The sequence below is a fragment of the Billgrantia montanilacus genome, assembly GCF_003336675.1.
Lineage (GTDB): Bacteria > Pseudomonadota > Gammaproteobacteria > Pseudomonadales > Halomonadaceae > Halomonas > Halomonas montanilacus.
The window spans coordinates 533,267-549,859 of the sequence record NZ_QPII01000001.1 but is presented as its reverse complement, the minus strand read 5'-3'; the positions used below and the strand labels follow the sequence as shown (position 1 = coordinate 549,859).

Sequence of the window (16,593 nt, the reverse complement as noted above, 5' to 3'; positions counted from 1 at the left end):
GCCAGGCTGATAGGCAGGATCAGTCGGCGCTGCTGTCAGTGCGGGGCTGGCGCGCCCAGGCCATCAGGGTCTCGCTCTCGCCGCTTGCCGGCTCCAAACGATCCTCCACTACCTGGAACCCCAGACGGCGGTAGAACGAGACAGCACGGACGTTGCGCGAATAGACGCACAGAGTGATTCGCTCACGGCACGCCATGGCATGGGCCATCAAGTGCGTACCATGGCCGAAGCGCTGGTAATCCGGGTCGATGAACAGCGCCTCGAGATGATTGCCATTGAGAGCCGCGAAGCCGATGACGCTGCCCCCCAGCTCCAGTACATGCGTCTCGGCGCCGGGCAGATAGCGGGTGGCCATGTCGTGGGCGCGGCGCGTCCAGAACTCGGCGGGAATGAAGTCGTGGGCCAGCTGCGAGGCGCGCAACCAGATATCGACGAGTTGCGGCATGTCTACCTTGGCTGCGGGTCGGATCATAAGCGCTCTCCTTGGAGGAGAGCCCATTGTAACCGCTCTGGCTCCGGCGCACTCAACGCTGTTGCCGTTGGCCTTCTCGCGGCTATACTCGCCACCTATGCCAGCTAACTGCCATGCGCTCGATCGTCATGTTCGCGCTCTACTTTCCCCATCGCCACCCTCCATCATCGCCCAGGAGAGTCCCAGATGATTCGACGCCCCTTTCGCCTTACGACGTTGCGTGCCGCCGCCTTGCTACTGGCTGGCGCCCTGCTGGCGGGCTGTGCCAGCCCGCACTACCTCCAGCTGAATCCGCAGCGTACCGCCGACGTTCCGACAACCGGCGGTGGCCAGGCCATCACGGTGATGGCTGTGGATGACCGCGACAGCGAGGTGATCGGTACCCGTAGCGGCAGCGCCATGGCGACCTCCACCATCACCGTCAGCGCCCATGAGCTGGTTCCCAGGCTACAGCGCGAAGCCGAGCAGGCCGTACGGGAGATGGGCTTTTCCCCCACCACCGAACCAGCGGAGGGCCGGCCAAGCCTGACCCTCACCCTGGTGCATCTGGGGTATGAACGTGGCGACAGCCGGCCTGTCATCGACGAGGCCCGCCTTGAGGCGGTATTCGAGGCCAAGGCGGTCAACGGCGGCAATACCTATACCGGCACCTACACATCACGTCGCACCCAGAGCTATGCCTTTCGCCCGGATCGCGATACCAATGCTCGCATGCTCAATGACCTGCTGAGCAATGGGCTCGATCGCGCCTTCCGCGACCCGGAGCTGGGACAGCTGCTGGCTCGTTGAGCGAGCCGCCGACAGCCGCTCGCCATAGCCACACCCCTTGCCAGTCCAAAGCGGGCGCCCACATGGGCGCCCGCTTTGGTTTTTCGTGCGCACTCGGCGTTGTCTTGAAAGCGACGAATGAAGTCCTTCTCGGACAGTGCTTGGCCAGTCAGGACTTGGTTGGTCAGTGGCTAGACGGCGGGCCCACGTCGTACCAGGGCCCAAACGCTTTCACGAAAGCCGCTCCCCTCTTCGGGCTGCCCATCCTCCAGGTGTGTGACCAGGAAATTGGGCTCGAAGAGCTCGCGCACCTCGTCGGCAGTGACGCTGAACGGCGGACCGCCGCCCTCGTCGCCCGGGGCACGCACCAGGCTGATCAAAAGCCCGCGCGCACCGGGAGGGGTCAGTTGACCGAGATGGAAGGCATAACGCTGCCGCGTAGCCGGCGGCAAGGCGATCAGCGCGCCCCGGTCGTAGAAGGCGCCGATCTCGGCGGCCTGCTCGATATGGAAGTGGAAGAAGTCCCCACACCATAGCTCGACGCTGCCCTGACGGCAGACGGCAAAGGGCTCCTGCCGGTAGCGGGATATCTCTCCGGTGCCTTCGGCGACGAACTGCTCGATCGCCTCCTCGGCCAGTTCGATGCCCAAGACCGGATGATCATGGCGAGCGAGCCAGCGCATGTCGAGGCTCTTGCCACAGAGCGGCACAAGGACCTTAGTGCCCGGCCTCGCCCCGAGCAGCGGCCAGTACTGCATAAGCGCCGGATGCACCTGAGAGCGGTGAAATCCGATGCGCCCTTCCCGCCAGCGGTCCACCCATTGCCCAGCCATAGTCTCTCCCTTGAAACCTGCTCTCCCTTAGAACCAGCGGTCGCGCTTGCGTTTCTTGCGTGGCAGATGGGGGATGATCAGCCCTACCAGCAGGCCGGCACCGGCGACTCCTCCTCCATACATGAAATAGCGAATCAGCAGGTCCTCTTCCTGGGTGTCCAGCCGAGCCTGCAACTGGCGAATGGTCTGCCGTGACTGGTCGGCTTCACTGTCGAGCTGACGATTGCTTGCCTCCAGCTCGGCGATGCGCTGCTCGCGAACATCCAGCGTCTCTGTCATCGCCGACACCCGATCCTCCCAGGTCTCGTTGATGCTGCCCAGCTCCTCTTCCAGCTCAGCTACCTGCCTTTCGAGTGTCGGCAACTGCTGGCGCGCACTGGGTTCCTCCTGCAATTCGTCGCTGAGTACCCAGACGGTACTGCCCTCGGCGTTGCGTACACGGCTGTAGTCGCCACTGGCTTCCAGCACGGTGACCGGTTCACCGGAGGTCAGCGTGCCGACAATGCGGTAGCCATCGGTCGGGCCGCTGCGAACATAAGTGGTCAGTTCGTCGGATACCCAATGGGTGGCGTCCGAATTCTGCTGGGCATGCAGCGGCAGGGCCATCAGCCCCAGTGTGACACCCACCATGAGAGTCGAGAATCTATGCATTGTCATGCCGTTGTCCTGCTATCGAAGGCTCCTGCGGCAGCTGCTGCGCCGCGACCTGTAAGCCGCCGTCGAACCTCCCGTTCGTCCGGCAGCCGATGAGACCATTGTCGGAGGGGGCTATCCACAGCTTCTGTGGATAAGTCCCGGGAAAAACGCTGGAAAGACCTTGCCACCTGTTGCCCCACATGGCCCCGAGACGGACTGGTCAATTCATGACCAGTCATTGTGCCCGGAAACTGTCAGCGCTCCCCTCCTGGCACTGACCTCCTAGCGGTCACCCCGGGGCGGCGGCATCGGCGCCCGCGGAAACTCGGCGATACGCCCTTCGCTCTTGACTGCCCGCGCCGGCCCTTCTCGCTCCACCTCGTCGATGCGGACGATGGAATTGATCGGCAGATAGCTGCGGGTCACACCGTCGAAGGTGTGGCGCAGCTTGTCGGCCGAGGGGTCCACCACCAGCTTCGAGCCATCCTGGAAGACGAACTCCTCGATCTCGATGAAGCCCCAGAGATCGCTTTGGAATATCTCGCGGGCGTAGAGTTCCCACACTTCACCTTGCTGGTGAAAAACCACCCGATAGATCGGCTTGGCCGCCATAAGGCCGTCGTTCCTTCCCGTTCGATTGACCGTTGCGCACCCCGAAGCGAGGTACACCCCTGCAGACTCGCAAGCGTAACACAGTCGATGGGTGACGAGACCACCACGCTAGCCCCGCTGCCCCTGGTTCCGTATAATGAGCGCATCTTCGAGAACGGCTCGGCAGCCTGCCTGAGCCGCATTCCCGCGACACTCCACTCACCGGTGACGCAAGCGTCGGGCAACCGACAGCGACCCTATTCTTATGGCGAAGAAACTCTTCATCAAGACCCACGGCTGCCAGATGAACGAGTATGACTCTGCCCGCATGGCGGACCTGCTCGGCGAATCCCACCAGCTGGAACTGACCGACGACGAAGGCGATGCCGACGTCATCCTTCTCAACACCTGCTCGATCCGGGAGAAGGCACAGGAGAAGGTCTTCCACCAGCTCGGCCGCTGGAAGAAGCTCAAGGATGCCAACCCCGACCTGGTCATCGGCGTGGGAGGCTGCGTGGCCAGTCAGGAAGGGGAGGCACTGCGCAAGCGCGCCCCTCATGTCGACATGGTCTTCGGCCCCCAGACCCTTCACCGAGTCCCGGCCATGCTCGACTCACGGCGCAACGACCAGATTTCGGTGGTCGACGTCACCTTCCCTGAGATCGAGAAGTTCGACCACCTGCCCAGCCCCAGTTCCGATGGGGCCACTGCCTTTGTCTCGGTCATGGAAGGCTGCTCCAAGTACTGCACCTTCTGTGTCGTGCCCTATACCCGCGGCGAGGAAGTTTCGCGCCCCTTCGAGTCGGTCATGGACGAAGTCATCCACCTGGCCGACCAGGGGGTACGCGAGATCAACCTGCTGGGGCAGAACGTCAATGCCTATCGGGGAGAGAACCAGCTCGGCGACGAAATCGACCTGGCTGAGCTGATCGCCTGCGTGGCGGCGGTGGAAGGTATCGATCGCGTCCGTTTCACTACGTCTCACCCGGTGGAGTTTACCGATAGCCTTATCGAGGCCTATGGCGAGGTGCCGGAACTGGTCAGCCACCTGCACCTGCCGGTGCAGGCCGGCTCCGACCGTATTCTGGCAGCGATGAAGCGCGGCCACACCGTCGAGGAGTACGTGGAGAAGCTGGAGCGCATCCGCAAGCTGCGCCCCGATATCAGCTTCTCGTCGGACTTCATCATCGGCTTCCCCGGCGAGACCGAAGCGGATTTCGAAGCGACCATGGACCTGATCCATCGCATCGGCTTCGACCACTCCTTCAGCTTCGTCTATTCGGCCCGCCCCGGCACGCCGGCGGCAAGCCTCGCCGACGATACTCCCGAGAGCGTCAAGAAGCAGCGCCTGGCGATTCTTCAGGAGCGTATCATCCAGCAAGCCATGCAGATCAGCCGCCGGATGGTAGGGTCGACCCAGCGCATTCTGGTCACCGGCTTCTCGCCGAGGGATCCGGGCCAGCTCTCGGGGCGTACCGAGAACAATCGGGTGGTCAATTTCCGTGCCGCCAACCCCACCGAGCTGATCGGCCACTTCGTCGACGTGACCATCACCGAAGCGCTACCCAACTCGTTACGTGGCGAGCTGCACTCACCGGCACTACACTGAGCATTCTGTCATTGCCCCGGCCTTTGCCGGGGCAGTAAGCTGAGCCCACATTCGCAACGCATGGATCCCCTTGTCTTGAGCCAGCCAACTTCTCAGGCGAACCGCATCATCACATTGAGCCTCGAACCCAATGACCCCCAGCGCCTGGCCACTCTCTGTGGTCAGCGCGATGAACACCTCAAACTGGTCGAGGAACGACTCGGTGTCACCCTTCGCAATCGCGGCAACGTGTTCCAGCTGGCAGGCCCGGGAAATCGAGTGAAGGCCGCCGCCAATGTGCTGGAGCACCTCTATCGCGAAGCCGAAGCCAGCGAGCTGTCGCCGGACACCGTGCACCTGTTCCTGCAGGAATCCGGCCTCGAGGCGCTGGAGGAGGAAGAGGGGCACGAAGACGGCGACGTCCTGCTGCGCACGCCCAAGGTCTTGATCAAGCCACGCGGACAGAACCAGCAGAGCTATGTCACGAGCATTCGCGCCCATGACATCAACTTCGGCATTGGCCCGGCCGGTACCGGCAAGACCTACCTGGCCGTAGCCGCAGCGGTGGAGGCGCTCAACCATCAGGAAGTGCGCCGCATCCTGCTGGTCCGACCGGCCGTGGAAGCGGGTGAAAAACTCGGCTTCCTGCCCGGCGACCTGGCCCAGAAGATCGACCCCTACCTGCGTCCGCTCTATGACGCCCTCTACGAGATGCTCGGCTTCGAGCAGGTCGGCAAGTTGATCGAGCGGCAGGTGATCGAGATCGCCCCGCTGGCCTACATGCGTGGGCGCACGCTCAACAATGCCTTCATCATTCTCGACGAGAGCCAGAACACCACTCGCGAACAAATGAAGATGTTCCTGACCCGTATCGGCTTCGGCTCGACCGCCGTGATCACCGGCGACGTCACCCAGGTCGATCTGCCACGTGGGTCGAGCTCCGGTCTGATCCAGGTGCTGGAGGTGCTGCGAGGCACACCAGGCATCGGTGTGACTCACTTCGCCGCAAAGGACGTGGTACGTCATCCGCTGGTACAGCGCATCATCGAAGCCTACGAGGGCTTCGAGGCCGAGCAGGAGGTCCAGGAGCGCGCACGGGTCGAGGCCCGCACCCGCGAGCGCGAGTCACTCCGGCAGGAGCGCGAGCGCCACAGGGGCAGCAAGGATTACGGCGAATCATGACCCCCGCCGCGATAGTCGACCGCCAGATCGCCTCCACCGGCAGCTCTCTGCCGGCACAGTCGGCACTCGAATCCTGGGTCGAGGCCGTACTGGCCCACTTCCCTGAAGAGCGCCGCACCGAGGTCACTATCCGGATCGTCGATGCCGCCGAGAGCCTGGCCCTTAACCGGGACTATCGCGGCCGCGATCGCCCCACCAACGTGCTTTCATTCCCCTTCGAAGCTCCCCCCGGCATCGAGCTGTCGCTGCTCGGCGACCTGGTGATCTGCCATCCCGTCGTCATGCAGGAAGCTCAGGAGCAGGACAAGCGGCTGGAAGATCACTACGCTCACCTGGTGGTCCATGGCACACTACATCTGCTCGGACATGACCATACCGAGGAGGCTGAAGCCGAAACCATGGAACAGCTGGAGCGCGATATCCTGGCAACCTTTTCCATTGCCGACCCTTACCTGCCGGTCCGGGACATGAGCATCAGCAATGGCGAGCGACGCTTCGACAGCGAGGACGAGAGACTCGACCCATGAGTGAAGACCGATCAACCGGTCAGGGCGGTAAGTCCTGGCTAGAGAAACTACTCGGCGCCCTCTCGGGTGATAATGATGGGCCCAGTTCGCGGGAAGAGCTGATGGAATTCCTGCGCCAGGCCGGCACGCGGTTGAAGCTGGAGCAGGACGCGATGATGATCATCGAAGGCGCCCTGAATATCAGCGACCAGCAGGTCCGCGAAGTACTGATACCGCGCTCCCAGGTCGCGGCCATTGCCGCCGATCAACCGCCGGACGAGTACCTCGCACTGATCGACGAAACAGGGCACTCCCGTTACCCGGTCATCGGCGAGAACCTCGATGAAATCAAGGGACTGCTGCTGGTCAAGGACCTGCTGCGATTGCTCAACTGTCCGGATGAGGAGCGCGAGAACTTCCGCATTGAAGATATCCTGCGCCCCGCCATGTTCGTACCGGAATCCAAGCGGCTCAACAGCCTGCTGAAGGAGTTTCGCGACACTCACAACCACATGGCGGTGGTAGTCGACGAATATGGCGGTACCGCGGGCATCGTGACCATCGAGGATATTCTCGAGCAGATCGTCGGCGACATCGAAGACGAGCACGATACCGACGAGGACGATGATATCCGCGAGCTCGGCGAAGGCCGCTATGCCATCCGCGCCCTGACGCCAATAGAGGATTTCAACGAGCGCTTCGGCACCGGCTTCTCCGACGACGAGTTCGATACGGTCGGCGGTCTGGTCATGCAGCGCTTCGGCCACCTGCCAGGACGCGGCGAACATGCCGAGCTTGGCGGCTGGCGCTTCACCGTGCTCAACGCCGACAATCGCCGCATCCGCCTGCTGGAAGCAGCCCCGAGCAGTGATGAAGCACTCACGGAAGAATAGGCTCGCCAGGATCCACGATTACCCATGACTGAATTCCGTCTTCCCCCGGCAGCTGCCTATCTCCTGGCGCTGGCCGCCGGCGTGCTGAGCACGCTGACCGCTTCCCCATTCGAGCTCTGGTGGCTAGGCCCCATCGCCGCCGGGCTGATGGCCCTGGGCATCCACCACCTGTCGCCGCTGCAGGCGTCGTTCAAGGGCTGGTTCTATGGGGTCGGGCTGTTCGGCTCCGGCGCTTCGTGGGTCTATGTGTCGATTCACGACTACGGCTACACCGGTGTCCCGCTGGCGATATTCCTGACAACGCTGTTCGTCTGCTGCATGGCGCTGTTCTTCGCCGCGACCCTCTGGCTCTATCGCCGGCTGACCGGTCCTCGCCTCGCTTTTCTCACCTTTGCCGGCGCCTGGGTGCTCGGCGAGTGGCTGCGCACCTGGCTGTTCACCGGCTTTCCCTGGCTGCTGCTGGGTAGCGCCCATGTGGACTCCCCGTTGGCGCCCTGGGCGCCGATTGGCGGCGTCTATCTGCTTTCGCTTCTGACCGTGCTCACCGGCACGCTCGCGGTCGAATTCCTGCGTCGCCGTTGGTGGGCCGTGGCCCCCATGGCTGCATTCTGGCTGGCCCCGCTGGTCCTGCCGATCCAGTGGACCTCACCCGCCGGCGAGCCCCTGCGAGTCGCCCTGCTGCAGGGCAATCTGCCGCAGTTGATCAAGTGGACCCCGGAAGGCCAGCGAATGGCGGCCAATACCTACCTGGAAATGACCCGGGAGCAGGCCGACGATATCGACCTGATCATCTGGCCGGAAGCGGCATTGCCGATGTTCGAGGATGAAGCGACGCCGATTCTGGAGCGCGCTCAGTCCGCCATGCCGCCAGGCAGCGCCCTGCTTACCGGGGTTCTGCAGCGCGAAGGGCGCGGGCTCTATTACAACAGCGTGATCGGGGTCGGCAATACGGAAGGCGAGTACCGCAAGGCGCACCTGGTGCCCTTCGGCGAGTATCTGCCGCTGGAGCGCTGGCTTCGTGGAACCATCGCCTTCTTCGACCTGCCGATGCCGGCCATGACGCCGGGGCCGGAGGGACAGCCGCCGATCCAGGCCGTGGGCACCACCATCGGCAACGCCATCTGCTACGAGATCATCTACGCCGACCTAGTGGCCGATCGAGCGCGCGACTCCGAGCTGCTGCTGACGGTATCCAATGACACCTGGTTCGGCGAGTCGATCGGTCCGCTGCAGCATCTGCAGATGGCCCGCCTGCGCGCCCTCGAGAACGGCCGCTATGTGGTGCGCGCCACCAGCAATGGCGTCACCGCAATCATCGACCCGCAGGGCCGCATCACCGCCCGAGCCCCCCAGTTCGAGACCACCTACCTCACCGGGGAAGCCACGCCGATGCAGGGCCTCACGCCCTTCACCCGCACCGGCAGCTGGCCGGTCTGGCTGCTCGCCGTGCTGCTGGTGCTGCCGGGTATCTGGCTGCGGCGCCGACCTTATGTGACTGCCAAACCCTGAGCGTGGTGGTTTCGGGCTATGGTGCTTCCGCGGGGCGCCTGCCGGCGCCAGTCGCGACGCAGAGCGGCGCTCCAACAGCGATCCTGTCATCCAAAGGAGAGAGAAAAAACTGTTGGAGCAGCTTTAGCTCGCGACTGGAGGCTGAAAGCCTCCCGGCGGTGTTGCCCAGCATTCGCGATAGCCTCTAACGCGCCAGCCTCCGCCGAGGCGCCCGTCGCGATAGAAACTCGGAGCGCCGAACCGAGCGCTACAACAGCGATACTCTCCGCCAAGGGGAGAGAAAAAACTGTTGGAGCAGCTTTAGCTCGCGACTGGAGGCTGAAAGCCTCCCGGCGGTGTTGCCAAAGCTGGCGATAACCACTGCCCTCTCGGCCTACGCCGAGGCGCCTGCCGGCGCCAGTCGCGATGGGGACCAGCGCTCCAACAGCGGTCTTTTCCTCCAAAGGAGAGAGAAAAAACTGTTGGAGCAGCTTTAGCTCCGGTCCTAGGTATCGGCGACTGGTGGCCGAAGGACTCCCGGCGGTGTCGCCCAGCACTCGCAATAACCACTGACCTTGCATCGCCAAAAAAAACGTGGCCCGCTCAAGGCGGGCCACGTTGATTCTTTCTCGTCGATGCCTGCCGATTACTCCTTCGGCGGCACTTCTCCCAGCACCTCGGGAATGGTCATGCGCACGTAGCGCCCCGGCGCTTCCTCAAGCAGCGGCAATTCGCCCTCGCCCGGCTGACGTGCCGGCACCATCTTCTCCGGGTCGGCGTAGCCGCCCTCGGTCATCCACTGCTGCCAGTGTGGCCACCAGGATCCCTCGTGACCCTCGGCGCCGGCCAGCCACTCCTCATGGCTGTCGGGCAACTCGCTGTTGGTCCAGTAGCCATACTTGTTCTTGTGCGGTGGGTTGACGATACCGGCGATATGACCGGAACCACCCAGCACGAACGTCGTCGGCCCCTTGGGCAGCAGCGCGCCGTAGTAGGTGCTGTTCCACTTGGCGATATGGTCGTCGCGAGTAGAGACGAAGTAGCTCGGCGTAGAAACCTTGCGCAGGTCGATCTTGACTCCGTCCAGCTCGATACCGCCGGGCTGCACCAGTCGATTCTCAAGATACATGCTGCGCAGATACCAGCCGTGCGTCGCCGCCGGCAGGTTGGTGCCGTCGGTGTTCCAGTAAAGCAGGTCGAATGGCGCCGGGTTCTCGCCCTTCAGGTAGTTGCTGACATAGAAGGACCAGAAGAGATCGTTCTCGCGCAACAGATTGAAGGTATAGGCCATTGAACGGCCGTCGAGATAGCCATCCTTCTCGAGTCGAGCCTCGATCCCCGCCAGAACCGGCTCGCTCAAGAGTACACCGATCTCACCCGGGTCGCGGAAGTCCTGCAGGGTGGCCATGTAGGTCACGGACCTGACCTTGCGGCCACGGCGGGTGCTGGTGAGATAGGCCACTGTGGAGGCCGTCAGGGTTCCACCGACACAGTAGCTGAGCAGATTGACCGATTTCTCGCCACAGGCCTGCTCGATGGCTTCCATGGCGGTGATCGGCCCCATCTGCATGTAGTCGGCCCAGGTCAGGTCCCGCTGTTCTGGTCCTGGATTGCGCCAGGAGATCAGGAACACGGTGTGGCCCTGATCCACCAGCCACTTGACCATGGAATTGTCCTGGCGCAGGTCGAGAATATAGTACTTGTTGATCCAGGGCGGCACGACCAGCAGCGGCGTCTTGAACACCGTCTCGGTCGTGGGCGTGTACTGGAGCAACTGGATCAGTTCATTCTCGAACACCACATGACCGGGCGTCACGGCGATGTTCTCACCCACCTCGAAGGCGCTGCGATCGGTCATGCTCACATTCAGCCCATCGGCGGAATTGGCCAGGTCCTCGCGCAGCCGGGTCAGGCCATCGACCAAATTCTGGCCACGGGTCTCCATGGTACGCCGCATCACTTCGGGGTTGGTGGAGATGAAGTTGGTCGGCGCCATGGCATTGACCAGTTGGCGAGCATAGAAGGCCAGGTTGCGCTTCTGCTGCTCGGGAAGCCCCTCCAGGCGTTCGATCAGTTCTTCGACCAGGCGCGAAAAGAGTAGATACTGCTGCATGATCGCCTGGTAGTAGGGATCATTGGTCCAGGCCTCGTCGCTGAAACGTCGATCGCCGCGCTGGGGTACCACCAGGGGGTCGACCGGCTCGCCGTTGGCGGACCGCAGGGCGTTCTGCCACAGCTGCCATTGATCCTGGAGCAGGCGGGCCTGGGTCTGCCACACCAGCTGAGGATTACGCATCAGGGACTCGGCGCCAGCCTGGAAGGCTTCCCGCATATCGCTATGGATAGTGTCGGCCGCCGCATCGGGCGCCATTTTTGCGAGGAGGTCCTGCATTAGCGCCTGATACTGCTGCCCCATTTCCTGCAGCTGCGCATTCCACTCTTCCCACTCGACTTGTGATGGACCTTCCAACCCTGACAGCATTGCCCACTCCTGATCATCGACTCACGGCATGACTTTCAACGAGCCGCCTCCACAGGACCCTGCGGGAGGGCGCTGTGGAGGCGGCAACGCCGCCCGGAGCTTGCCGGGCGGCGCCTAGACTTTTTTCAGCTCTTGCGCGAAGACTGACTGGTTGCCTTGGCCGGAGTGTCGGACTTGCCCGAACTGGCCGGTTTGGCACTCGCCCCGCTCTGGCTTGCCTGATCGGCCAGCTGCTGGCCGGCCTCACCGAGCAGTTTCTCCAGCTCCGAGCGGAACTCCTGGCTCATCTGGTTCAAGGCCTCGGCATCCTCCATCATCTGCTTGGAGAGCTCGTTCATCATCTCGGCCTGCTGAGCGCCGAACTGCTGGAGATCCTCGGCGTCACTGATTTCCGAGGCACTGCGCATACGCTCGGTACCCAGTTGACTGTAGCGTTTCATGGCCTCCAACTGGTACTCGGTCATCTTTTCCATATTGCCGAGCATCAGCGAGTTGAGCTTGCGCATCGGCTCGAAGAAGCGGCGCGTCTGCTGATTGAAGTTGTCGATCATCTTGTCCTGCATGGCGGTAACCTCCTGTGGACCTGAAGCTGTAGGCCTAGAGTCATGCGGGCGCAGCACCGATCAACCATCAGTCAAGCTGCACGGCATGAATGCTGCACTGCACAAAGCGTAGTCTGACACGCCCTTGGTTGCAACTTAATGTTGCTCCATCAAGGTGGCACACTCACCGATGTCTCACCCAGAAGCCATTGTCCCGGCCGGCTCACTCACTGCGTCGCGACCGCGAGCGAGCACTTGCCGTTCCTGCCCGCTTGCTGCTCTTCTTTGCCTCGGCCGGCTCACGCTCTGGCGTCTGCTTGCCCTTGGCCTCTGCCTTTTCCTTTTCTGCGCCCGCTCTTTCCTCTTTGGATTCTGCTTGCTCCGCTCTGCCGCTACTGGCCTTGCGCAGCATATCCAGCATCATCTGCTGGTAGGTACCAAAGCTGGCGAGCCCTTGAGACAACCCCTGGCTCATGCCCTGGGAAAGCCCCTGAGAGAGCCCCTGTTGCTGCAGGAAAGGCTGCATCAGGCTCATGGGGTCATAGCCCTCGACACCGGACTCCATCTGCTTGTGAATCCGGTTCAGCAAGTCCTGCTGGAAAGCCTCGACATCGGGCAGGCCCAGGGAGCGGCGGAACTCGTCAGGGGTCAGGTCGAACTCGACGTTGATCTTCATGGCAGTACTCGGCTCAAGTGGTCTGTTGAGTGTAGCAGTCAGCCAGGCCCAGCGGGCCTAACCCGGAATCCGATTCAGCGCAGCACCGGCGTGGTGACACGCACATCGGCATTCTGCGCCCGATGACGCAACAGGTGGTCCATCAGGGTCAGCGCCATCATCGCTTCGGCGATCGGCGTGGCGCGGATCCCCACGCAGGGGTCATGGCGCCCCTTGGTGACAACCTCGACCGGCTGACCATGCACGTCGATGGAGCGCCCCGGCGTGGTGATGCTGGAGGTGGGCTTGAGCGCCAGGTGCGCGACCAGTTGCTGTCCCGAGGAGATGCCACCGAGCACGCCACCGGCGTGATTGGAGAGAAACCCCTCCGGCGTCATCTCGTCGCGGTGCTCACTGCCCCGCTGCGCCACGGCGGCAAAGCCGTCACCGATCTCCACGCCCTTGACGGCATTGATGCTCATCAAACCATGAGCCAGCTCGGCATCGAGCCGGTCGAAAACGGGCTCACCGAGCCCCGGCGGCAGGCCATCGGCCACCACGGTGATCTTCGCCCCCACTGAATCCTGGGCCCGGCGCAGCTCGTCCATGAAGGCCTCGAGCTCGGCCACCCTATCCGGGTCGGGGCAGAAGAAGGGATTGTCGCCCACCGCGTCCCAGCTCTTGAAGGCAATCTCGATGGGGCCGAGCTGGCTCATGTAGCCGCGCACCTCGATGCCATGGGTAGCCAGGTACTTCTTGGCAATGCCCCCCGCCGCTACCCGCAGCGCGGTTTCCCGGGCGCTGGAGCGGCCACCGCCCCGGTAATCGCGGATACCATACTTGTGATGGTAGCTGTAGTCGGCGTGAGCAGGCCGGAACTGATCCTTGATGTTCGAATAATCCTTGGAACGCTGGTCGGTGTTCTCGATCAGCAGTCCGATGGAGGTACCCGTGGTCACCCCCTCGAACACGCCGGAGAGAATCTTCACCTGGTCGGGCTCGCGGCGCTGCGTGGTGTGACGTGACGTGCCAGGGCGCCGACGGTCCAGGTCCTGCTGCAGGTCGGCCTCGGTCAACGGCAGGCCCGGCGGGCAGCCGTCGACGATGGCGCCGAGTGCCGGCCCGTGGCTTTCGCCGAACGTGGTAACAGTGAACAGCTTGCCGAATGTGTTGCCGGACATGGGCGTGCTTCCTCAATGATTCTGTCGATGATCGCTGCCAGCGATCAGGCGAAGGACGCCGCATGGGCGTCGAGGTCTGCGGCGGTAAGGGCAAAGACCCCCTGGCCGCCGCGCTCGAAGTCGAGCCACAGGAAAGGGACCTCGGGGAAGGCTGACTCCAGGTGGCGGTCCGAATTGCCCACTTCGACGATCAGTACGCCGTCCTCGGTGAGATGCTCACGCGCCTGGCGCAGGATACGTCGGACGATGTCGAGCCCATCCCGGCCAGCCTCCAGGGCCAGGGTCGGCTCATGGCGAAACTCGGAGGGCATGGTCGCCAGGTCATGGGCGTCCACGTAGGGAGGGTTGGAAGCAATCAGGTCGTAGCGCTGGCCGCCGAGTCCATCGAACACATCCGACAGCACGGCTCGCACCCGGGCCCCCACGTCATGACGCTGGATGTTCTGCTTGGCCACCGCCAGCGCTTCCGGACTGATATCGGCCAGGTCGACGTCGCAGGTGGGCAGGTGTAGCGCCGTGGCGATGCCGATGCAGCCCGACCCGGCACACAGGTCGAGCACCCGTGCCGGCGGCTCCCCGGGGAACCACGCCTCGAACCCCGATTCGATGAGCTCGGCAATCGGGGAGCGGGGAATCAACACCCTTTCGTCCACGTGGAAGGGAAAGCCGGCGAAGAAGGCTTCACCCAGCAAGTACGGCAGCGGGCGCCGGGTGGTGATGCGTTCGCGTACCAGGGCCACGATACGCCGGCGCTCCATGGGCAGCAGGCGCGCATCCAGCACCGCGGGGTCGACATTCCAGGGCAGGTGCAGCGAACCCAACACCAGGGTTACCGCCTCGTCCCACGGCGAATCGGTGCCGTGCCCGTGGAACAAGCCGGCCAGGTGAAACTCGCTGGCACTCCAGCGCAGGTAGTCGCGCAGCGTGACGAGGTCGGCGCTGATGGCCGCATCGTCCAGGCTGAGCGTGGAACGGGAAACGGAGGGGGATTCGGCCACGTGGGTTCCTGTGGGGTCGGTTGGGGGACAGGGAGTCGATTGTACCCGCGGCGGCCAGCGGTTCACAGTCGCGCTCAGGCCGCTATACTGTGCGCCTCGAACCCTCCCCATGAGTAGCACATGAGCCGACGCCGCCCCCCACCGGATGAAGACGATGTCAGCGCCTTTCGCCAGGCACTGCATGAAGCCGGCGTGAGGCGTATCGTCAGCGACCGTGCCGATGCCGGGCGACCACGCCGCAAGGATCCGTCGGCGGCCGAGCGGCGCGCCGCGGCGGTTGCCGCGGGGAACAGCGACACCACCAGCCGCACCAGCGATGGCCGCGTGGAGCCCGTGCGCCCATCGGAGCCGCTCGATTTTGCCCTGCCCGACTTGCCCCACCGCACCCGCACACAGCTCAAGCGCGGGCGCATCGCCTGGGAGGCGGGGCTCGACCTGCACGGCCTTACGCTGGACGAGGCACGCAGCGAGCTGGAGGGGTTTCTGCGTGACGCTACCGCCGGTCGCATGCGCTGCGTGCTGATCGTGCACGGCAAGGCGTGGGGCAGCACCGCCGACTACCCCGTGATCAAGAGCCACGTGAACGCCTGGCTGCGCGAATGGCCGGCGGTACTCGCCTTCTGCTCGGCACTGGATGCCGATGGGGGCACCGGCGCGGTCTATGTCCTGCTACGCCGGCGTGGCCAGGATGCCTAGCATACTCACACGCCGCCTCCCGATTCACGGTCTGCCGGCATCTGGGGCGGCTCCACGATCATCCCGGGGCTCCCCCCGTGGAAGCGCCCTTCGTATTGGTCCAGCGCCTGCAGTGTAAGGTGGCGTCCCAGCCGTATCAGGGCTTCGGCCCGGTGGAACTCGAACGCACCGCAGACCGTCTTGGGGACTTCGATCAGGATATCGGGGGGGTAGCCTGCCACCTTGTATTTCGCCAGTGCCGCCTGGGTAATGTCGAAGGACGCCAGGATCATGTCCATCCGCCCCCAGGCGCGACGCCCAGTGGAGGCCTTCCCCGCCGCGGCATCACTCTCGTCTTCGTCCTCCCCGCCATTGCCCAGCCCATCCAGAAAACGCCGGGTCGCGCCGCGCACATCCATCCAGCCGCTCACCGACGAGTCATTCTCTGATACCTCCTCGTCGACACCCGGCTCTGACGGCAGCAGGTCCTCCAGAGTCACCGGCTGCGGGCTATGCGCAGTGACATTCACCGCCAGAATGAGGTCGGCATGGGCCGATACGGTCGGGATGATCGGCAAGGGGTTGAGCAGGCCGCCGTCTACCAGCGTCTGGGCACCGATATGCACCGGGGTGATCACCCCCGGGATGGCAATGGAGGCGCGCATGGCACGCAGCAGAGAGCCCGACTGGAACCACACTTCACGCTGACGAGCCAGGTCGGTGGCCACCGCGGTGAAGGGAATCGGCAGGTCCTCGATCTGGATGTCGCCCATCAGGCCCTGCAGCTTGCTCATCACCTTGCTGGCGCGCATGGCTCCCATGGGGCTCCAGGTGACATCCACCAGCTTGAGCACATCGAAATAGTCGAGCTGGCAGACCCATTCGCGATAGGCATCGAGTTCTCCCGCCGCATAGATCCCGCCGATGACTGCGCCCATGGAGCAGCCGGAAATGGCCACGACCTCGTAGCCACGGGACTCCAGCACGTCGATCACGCCGATATGGGCATAGCCCCGTGCGCCTCCGCTGCCGAGGGTCAAGGCGACACGCTTACCGGTCTTCGCTGCCATTGAACCACTCATATTGCACCACTCCTGATGTCG

The 16,593-nt window shown here is 63.7% G+C and carries 17 protein-coding genes; 7 read left to right on the top strand and 10 right to left on the bottom strand.

The window, feature by feature from the left end:
• Positions 1-19: 19 nt before the first annotated feature.
• Positions 20-472, bottom strand: coding sequence for a GNAT family N-acetyltransferase (locus DU505_RS02480; RefSeq protein ID WP_181872704.1), 453 nt, complete (start codon positions 470-472; stop codon positions 20-22).
• Positions 473-658: 186 nt separating this feature from the next.
• Between DU505_RS02480 and DU505_RS02475 the strand changes: the two genes are divergently transcribed.
• Positions 659-1,261, top strand: a complete 603-nt coding sequence (locus DU505_RS02475; RefSeq protein ID WP_114477399.1) for a YajG family lipoprotein — start codon at positions 659-661, stop codon at positions 1,259-1,261.
• 170 nt (positions 1,262-1,431) lie between these two features.
• Here DU505_RS02475 and DU505_RS02470 read toward each other — a convergent pair whose 3' ends face one another.
• The 3 genes from DU505_RS02470 to DU505_RS02460 form a co-directional block, all read right to left on the bottom strand.
• On the bottom strand, positions 1,432-2,073 hold the full coding sequence (locus tag DU505_RS02470) for a class I SAM-dependent methyltransferase (RefSeq protein ID WP_114477398.1): 642 nt from the start codon (positions 2,071-2,073) through the stop codon (positions 1,432-1,434).
• Between the two features lie 27 nt (positions 2,074-2,100).
• A complete protein-coding gene (locus tag DU505_RS02465; RefSeq protein WP_114477397.1) occupies positions 2,101-2,730 on the bottom strand; it encodes a TIGR04211 family SH3 domain-containing protein in 630 nt (209 codons plus the stop codon).
• A 261-nt stretch (positions 2,731-2,991) separates the two neighbouring features.
• The gene (locus DU505_RS02460) at positions 2,992-3,321 is read right to left on the bottom strand and encodes a DUF1820 family protein (RefSeq protein ID WP_114477396.1); all 330 of its coding nucleotides are present in this window, start codon (positions 3,319-3,321) and stop codon (positions 2,992-2,994) included.
• Positions 3,322-3,565: 244 nt separating this feature from the next.
• Here DU505_RS02460 and miaB point away from each other — a divergent pair, with 244 nt between their 5' ends.
• The 5 genes from miaB to lnt all read left to right on the top strand — a co-directional run bounded on the left by miaB (position 3,566) and on the right by lnt (position 8,978).
• Positions 3,566-4,909 (top strand): tRNA (N6-isopentenyl adenosine(37)-C2)-methylthiotransferase MiaB, encoded by a 1,344-nt coding sequence (gene miaB, locus DU505_RS02455; RefSeq protein WP_114477395.1) that lies wholly within the window; start codon positions 3,566-3,568, stop codon positions 4,907-4,909.
• A gap of 75 nt (positions 4,910-4,984) precedes the next feature.
• Positions 4,985-6,070: a PhoH family protein gene (locus DU505_RS02450; RefSeq protein WP_114477394.1), complete on the top strand. Its 1,086-nt coding sequence runs from the start codon at positions 4,985-4,987 to the stop codon at positions 6,068-6,070.
• Positions 6,067-6,597 carry an rRNA maturation RNase YbeY gene (ybeY, locus tag DU505_RS02445; protein WP_114477393.1) on the top strand — a complete coding sequence of 177 codons (531 nt, stop codon included), beginning with the start codon at positions 6,067-6,069 and terminating at the stop codon, positions 6,595-6,597. Before DU505_RS02450 ends, ybeY begins: the two co-directional genes overlap by 4 nt.
• Complete coding sequence (locus DU505_RS02440) at positions 6,594-7,469, top strand: HlyC/CorC family transporter (RefSeq protein WP_114477392.1); 876 nt, start codon at positions 6,594-6,596, stop codon at positions 7,467-7,469. Before ybeY ends, DU505_RS02440 begins: the two co-directional genes overlap by 4 nt.
• 24 nt (positions 7,470-7,493) lie before the next feature.
• Positions 7,494-8,978 carry an apolipoprotein N-acyltransferase gene (gene lnt / locus DU505_RS02435; RefSeq protein ID WP_114477391.1) on the top strand — a complete coding sequence of 495 codons (1,485 nt, stop codon included), beginning with the start codon at positions 7,494-7,496 and terminating at the stop codon, positions 8,976-8,978.
• A 625-nt stretch (positions 8,979-9,603) separates the two neighbouring features.
• Here lnt and phaC read toward each other — a convergent pair.
• From phaC to prmB, 5 genes are all read right to left on the bottom strand, one after another.
• Positions 9,604-11,439, bottom strand: coding sequence for a class I poly(R)-hydroxyalkanoic acid synthase (phaC, locus tag DU505_RS02425; RefSeq protein ID WP_114477389.1), 1,836 nt, complete (start codon positions 11,437-11,439; stop codon positions 9,604-9,606).
• Positions 11,440-11,564: 125 nt separating this feature from the next.
• Positions 11,565-12,002 carry a phasin family protein gene (locus DU505_RS02420; protein WP_114477388.1) on the bottom strand — a complete coding sequence of 146 codons (438 nt, stop codon included), beginning with the start codon at positions 12,000-12,002 and terminating at the stop codon, positions 11,565-11,567.
• A gap of 202 nt (positions 12,003-12,204) precedes the next feature.
• Positions 12,205-12,657: a hypothetical protein gene (locus DU505_RS02415; RefSeq protein WP_114477387.1), complete on the bottom strand. Its 453-nt coding sequence runs from the start codon at positions 12,655-12,657 to the stop codon at positions 12,205-12,207.
• 74 nt (positions 12,658-12,731) lie between these two features.
• Positions 12,732-13,817: a chorismate synthase gene (gene aroC / locus DU505_RS02410; RefSeq protein WP_114477386.1), complete on the bottom strand. Its 1,086-nt coding sequence runs from the start codon at positions 13,815-13,817 to the stop codon at positions 12,732-12,734.
• 44 nt (positions 13,818-13,861) lie between these two features.
• A complete protein-coding gene (gene prmB, locus DU505_RS02405; RefSeq protein WP_245947743.1) occupies positions 13,862-14,815 on the bottom strand; it encodes a 50S ribosomal protein L3 N(5)-glutamine methyltransferase in 954 nt (317 codons plus the stop codon).
• 120 nt (positions 14,816-14,935) lie between these two features.
• Here prmB and DU505_RS02400 point away from each other — a divergent pair, with 120 nt between their 5' ends.
• Positions 14,936-15,511 (top strand): Smr/MutS family protein, encoded by a 576-nt coding sequence (locus tag DU505_RS02400; protein ID WP_114477384.1) that lies wholly within the window; start codon positions 14,936-14,938, stop codon positions 15,509-15,511.
• 5 nt (positions 15,512-15,516) lie between these two features.
• Here DU505_RS02400 and DU505_RS02395 read toward each other — a convergent pair whose 3' ends face one another.
• Entirely contained in the window at positions 15,517-16,572 is a 1,056-nt protein-coding gene (locus DU505_RS02395) for a patatin-like phospholipase family protein (RefSeq protein WP_114477383.1), read from the bottom strand.
• Positions 16,573-16,593: the final 21 nt, after the last annotated feature.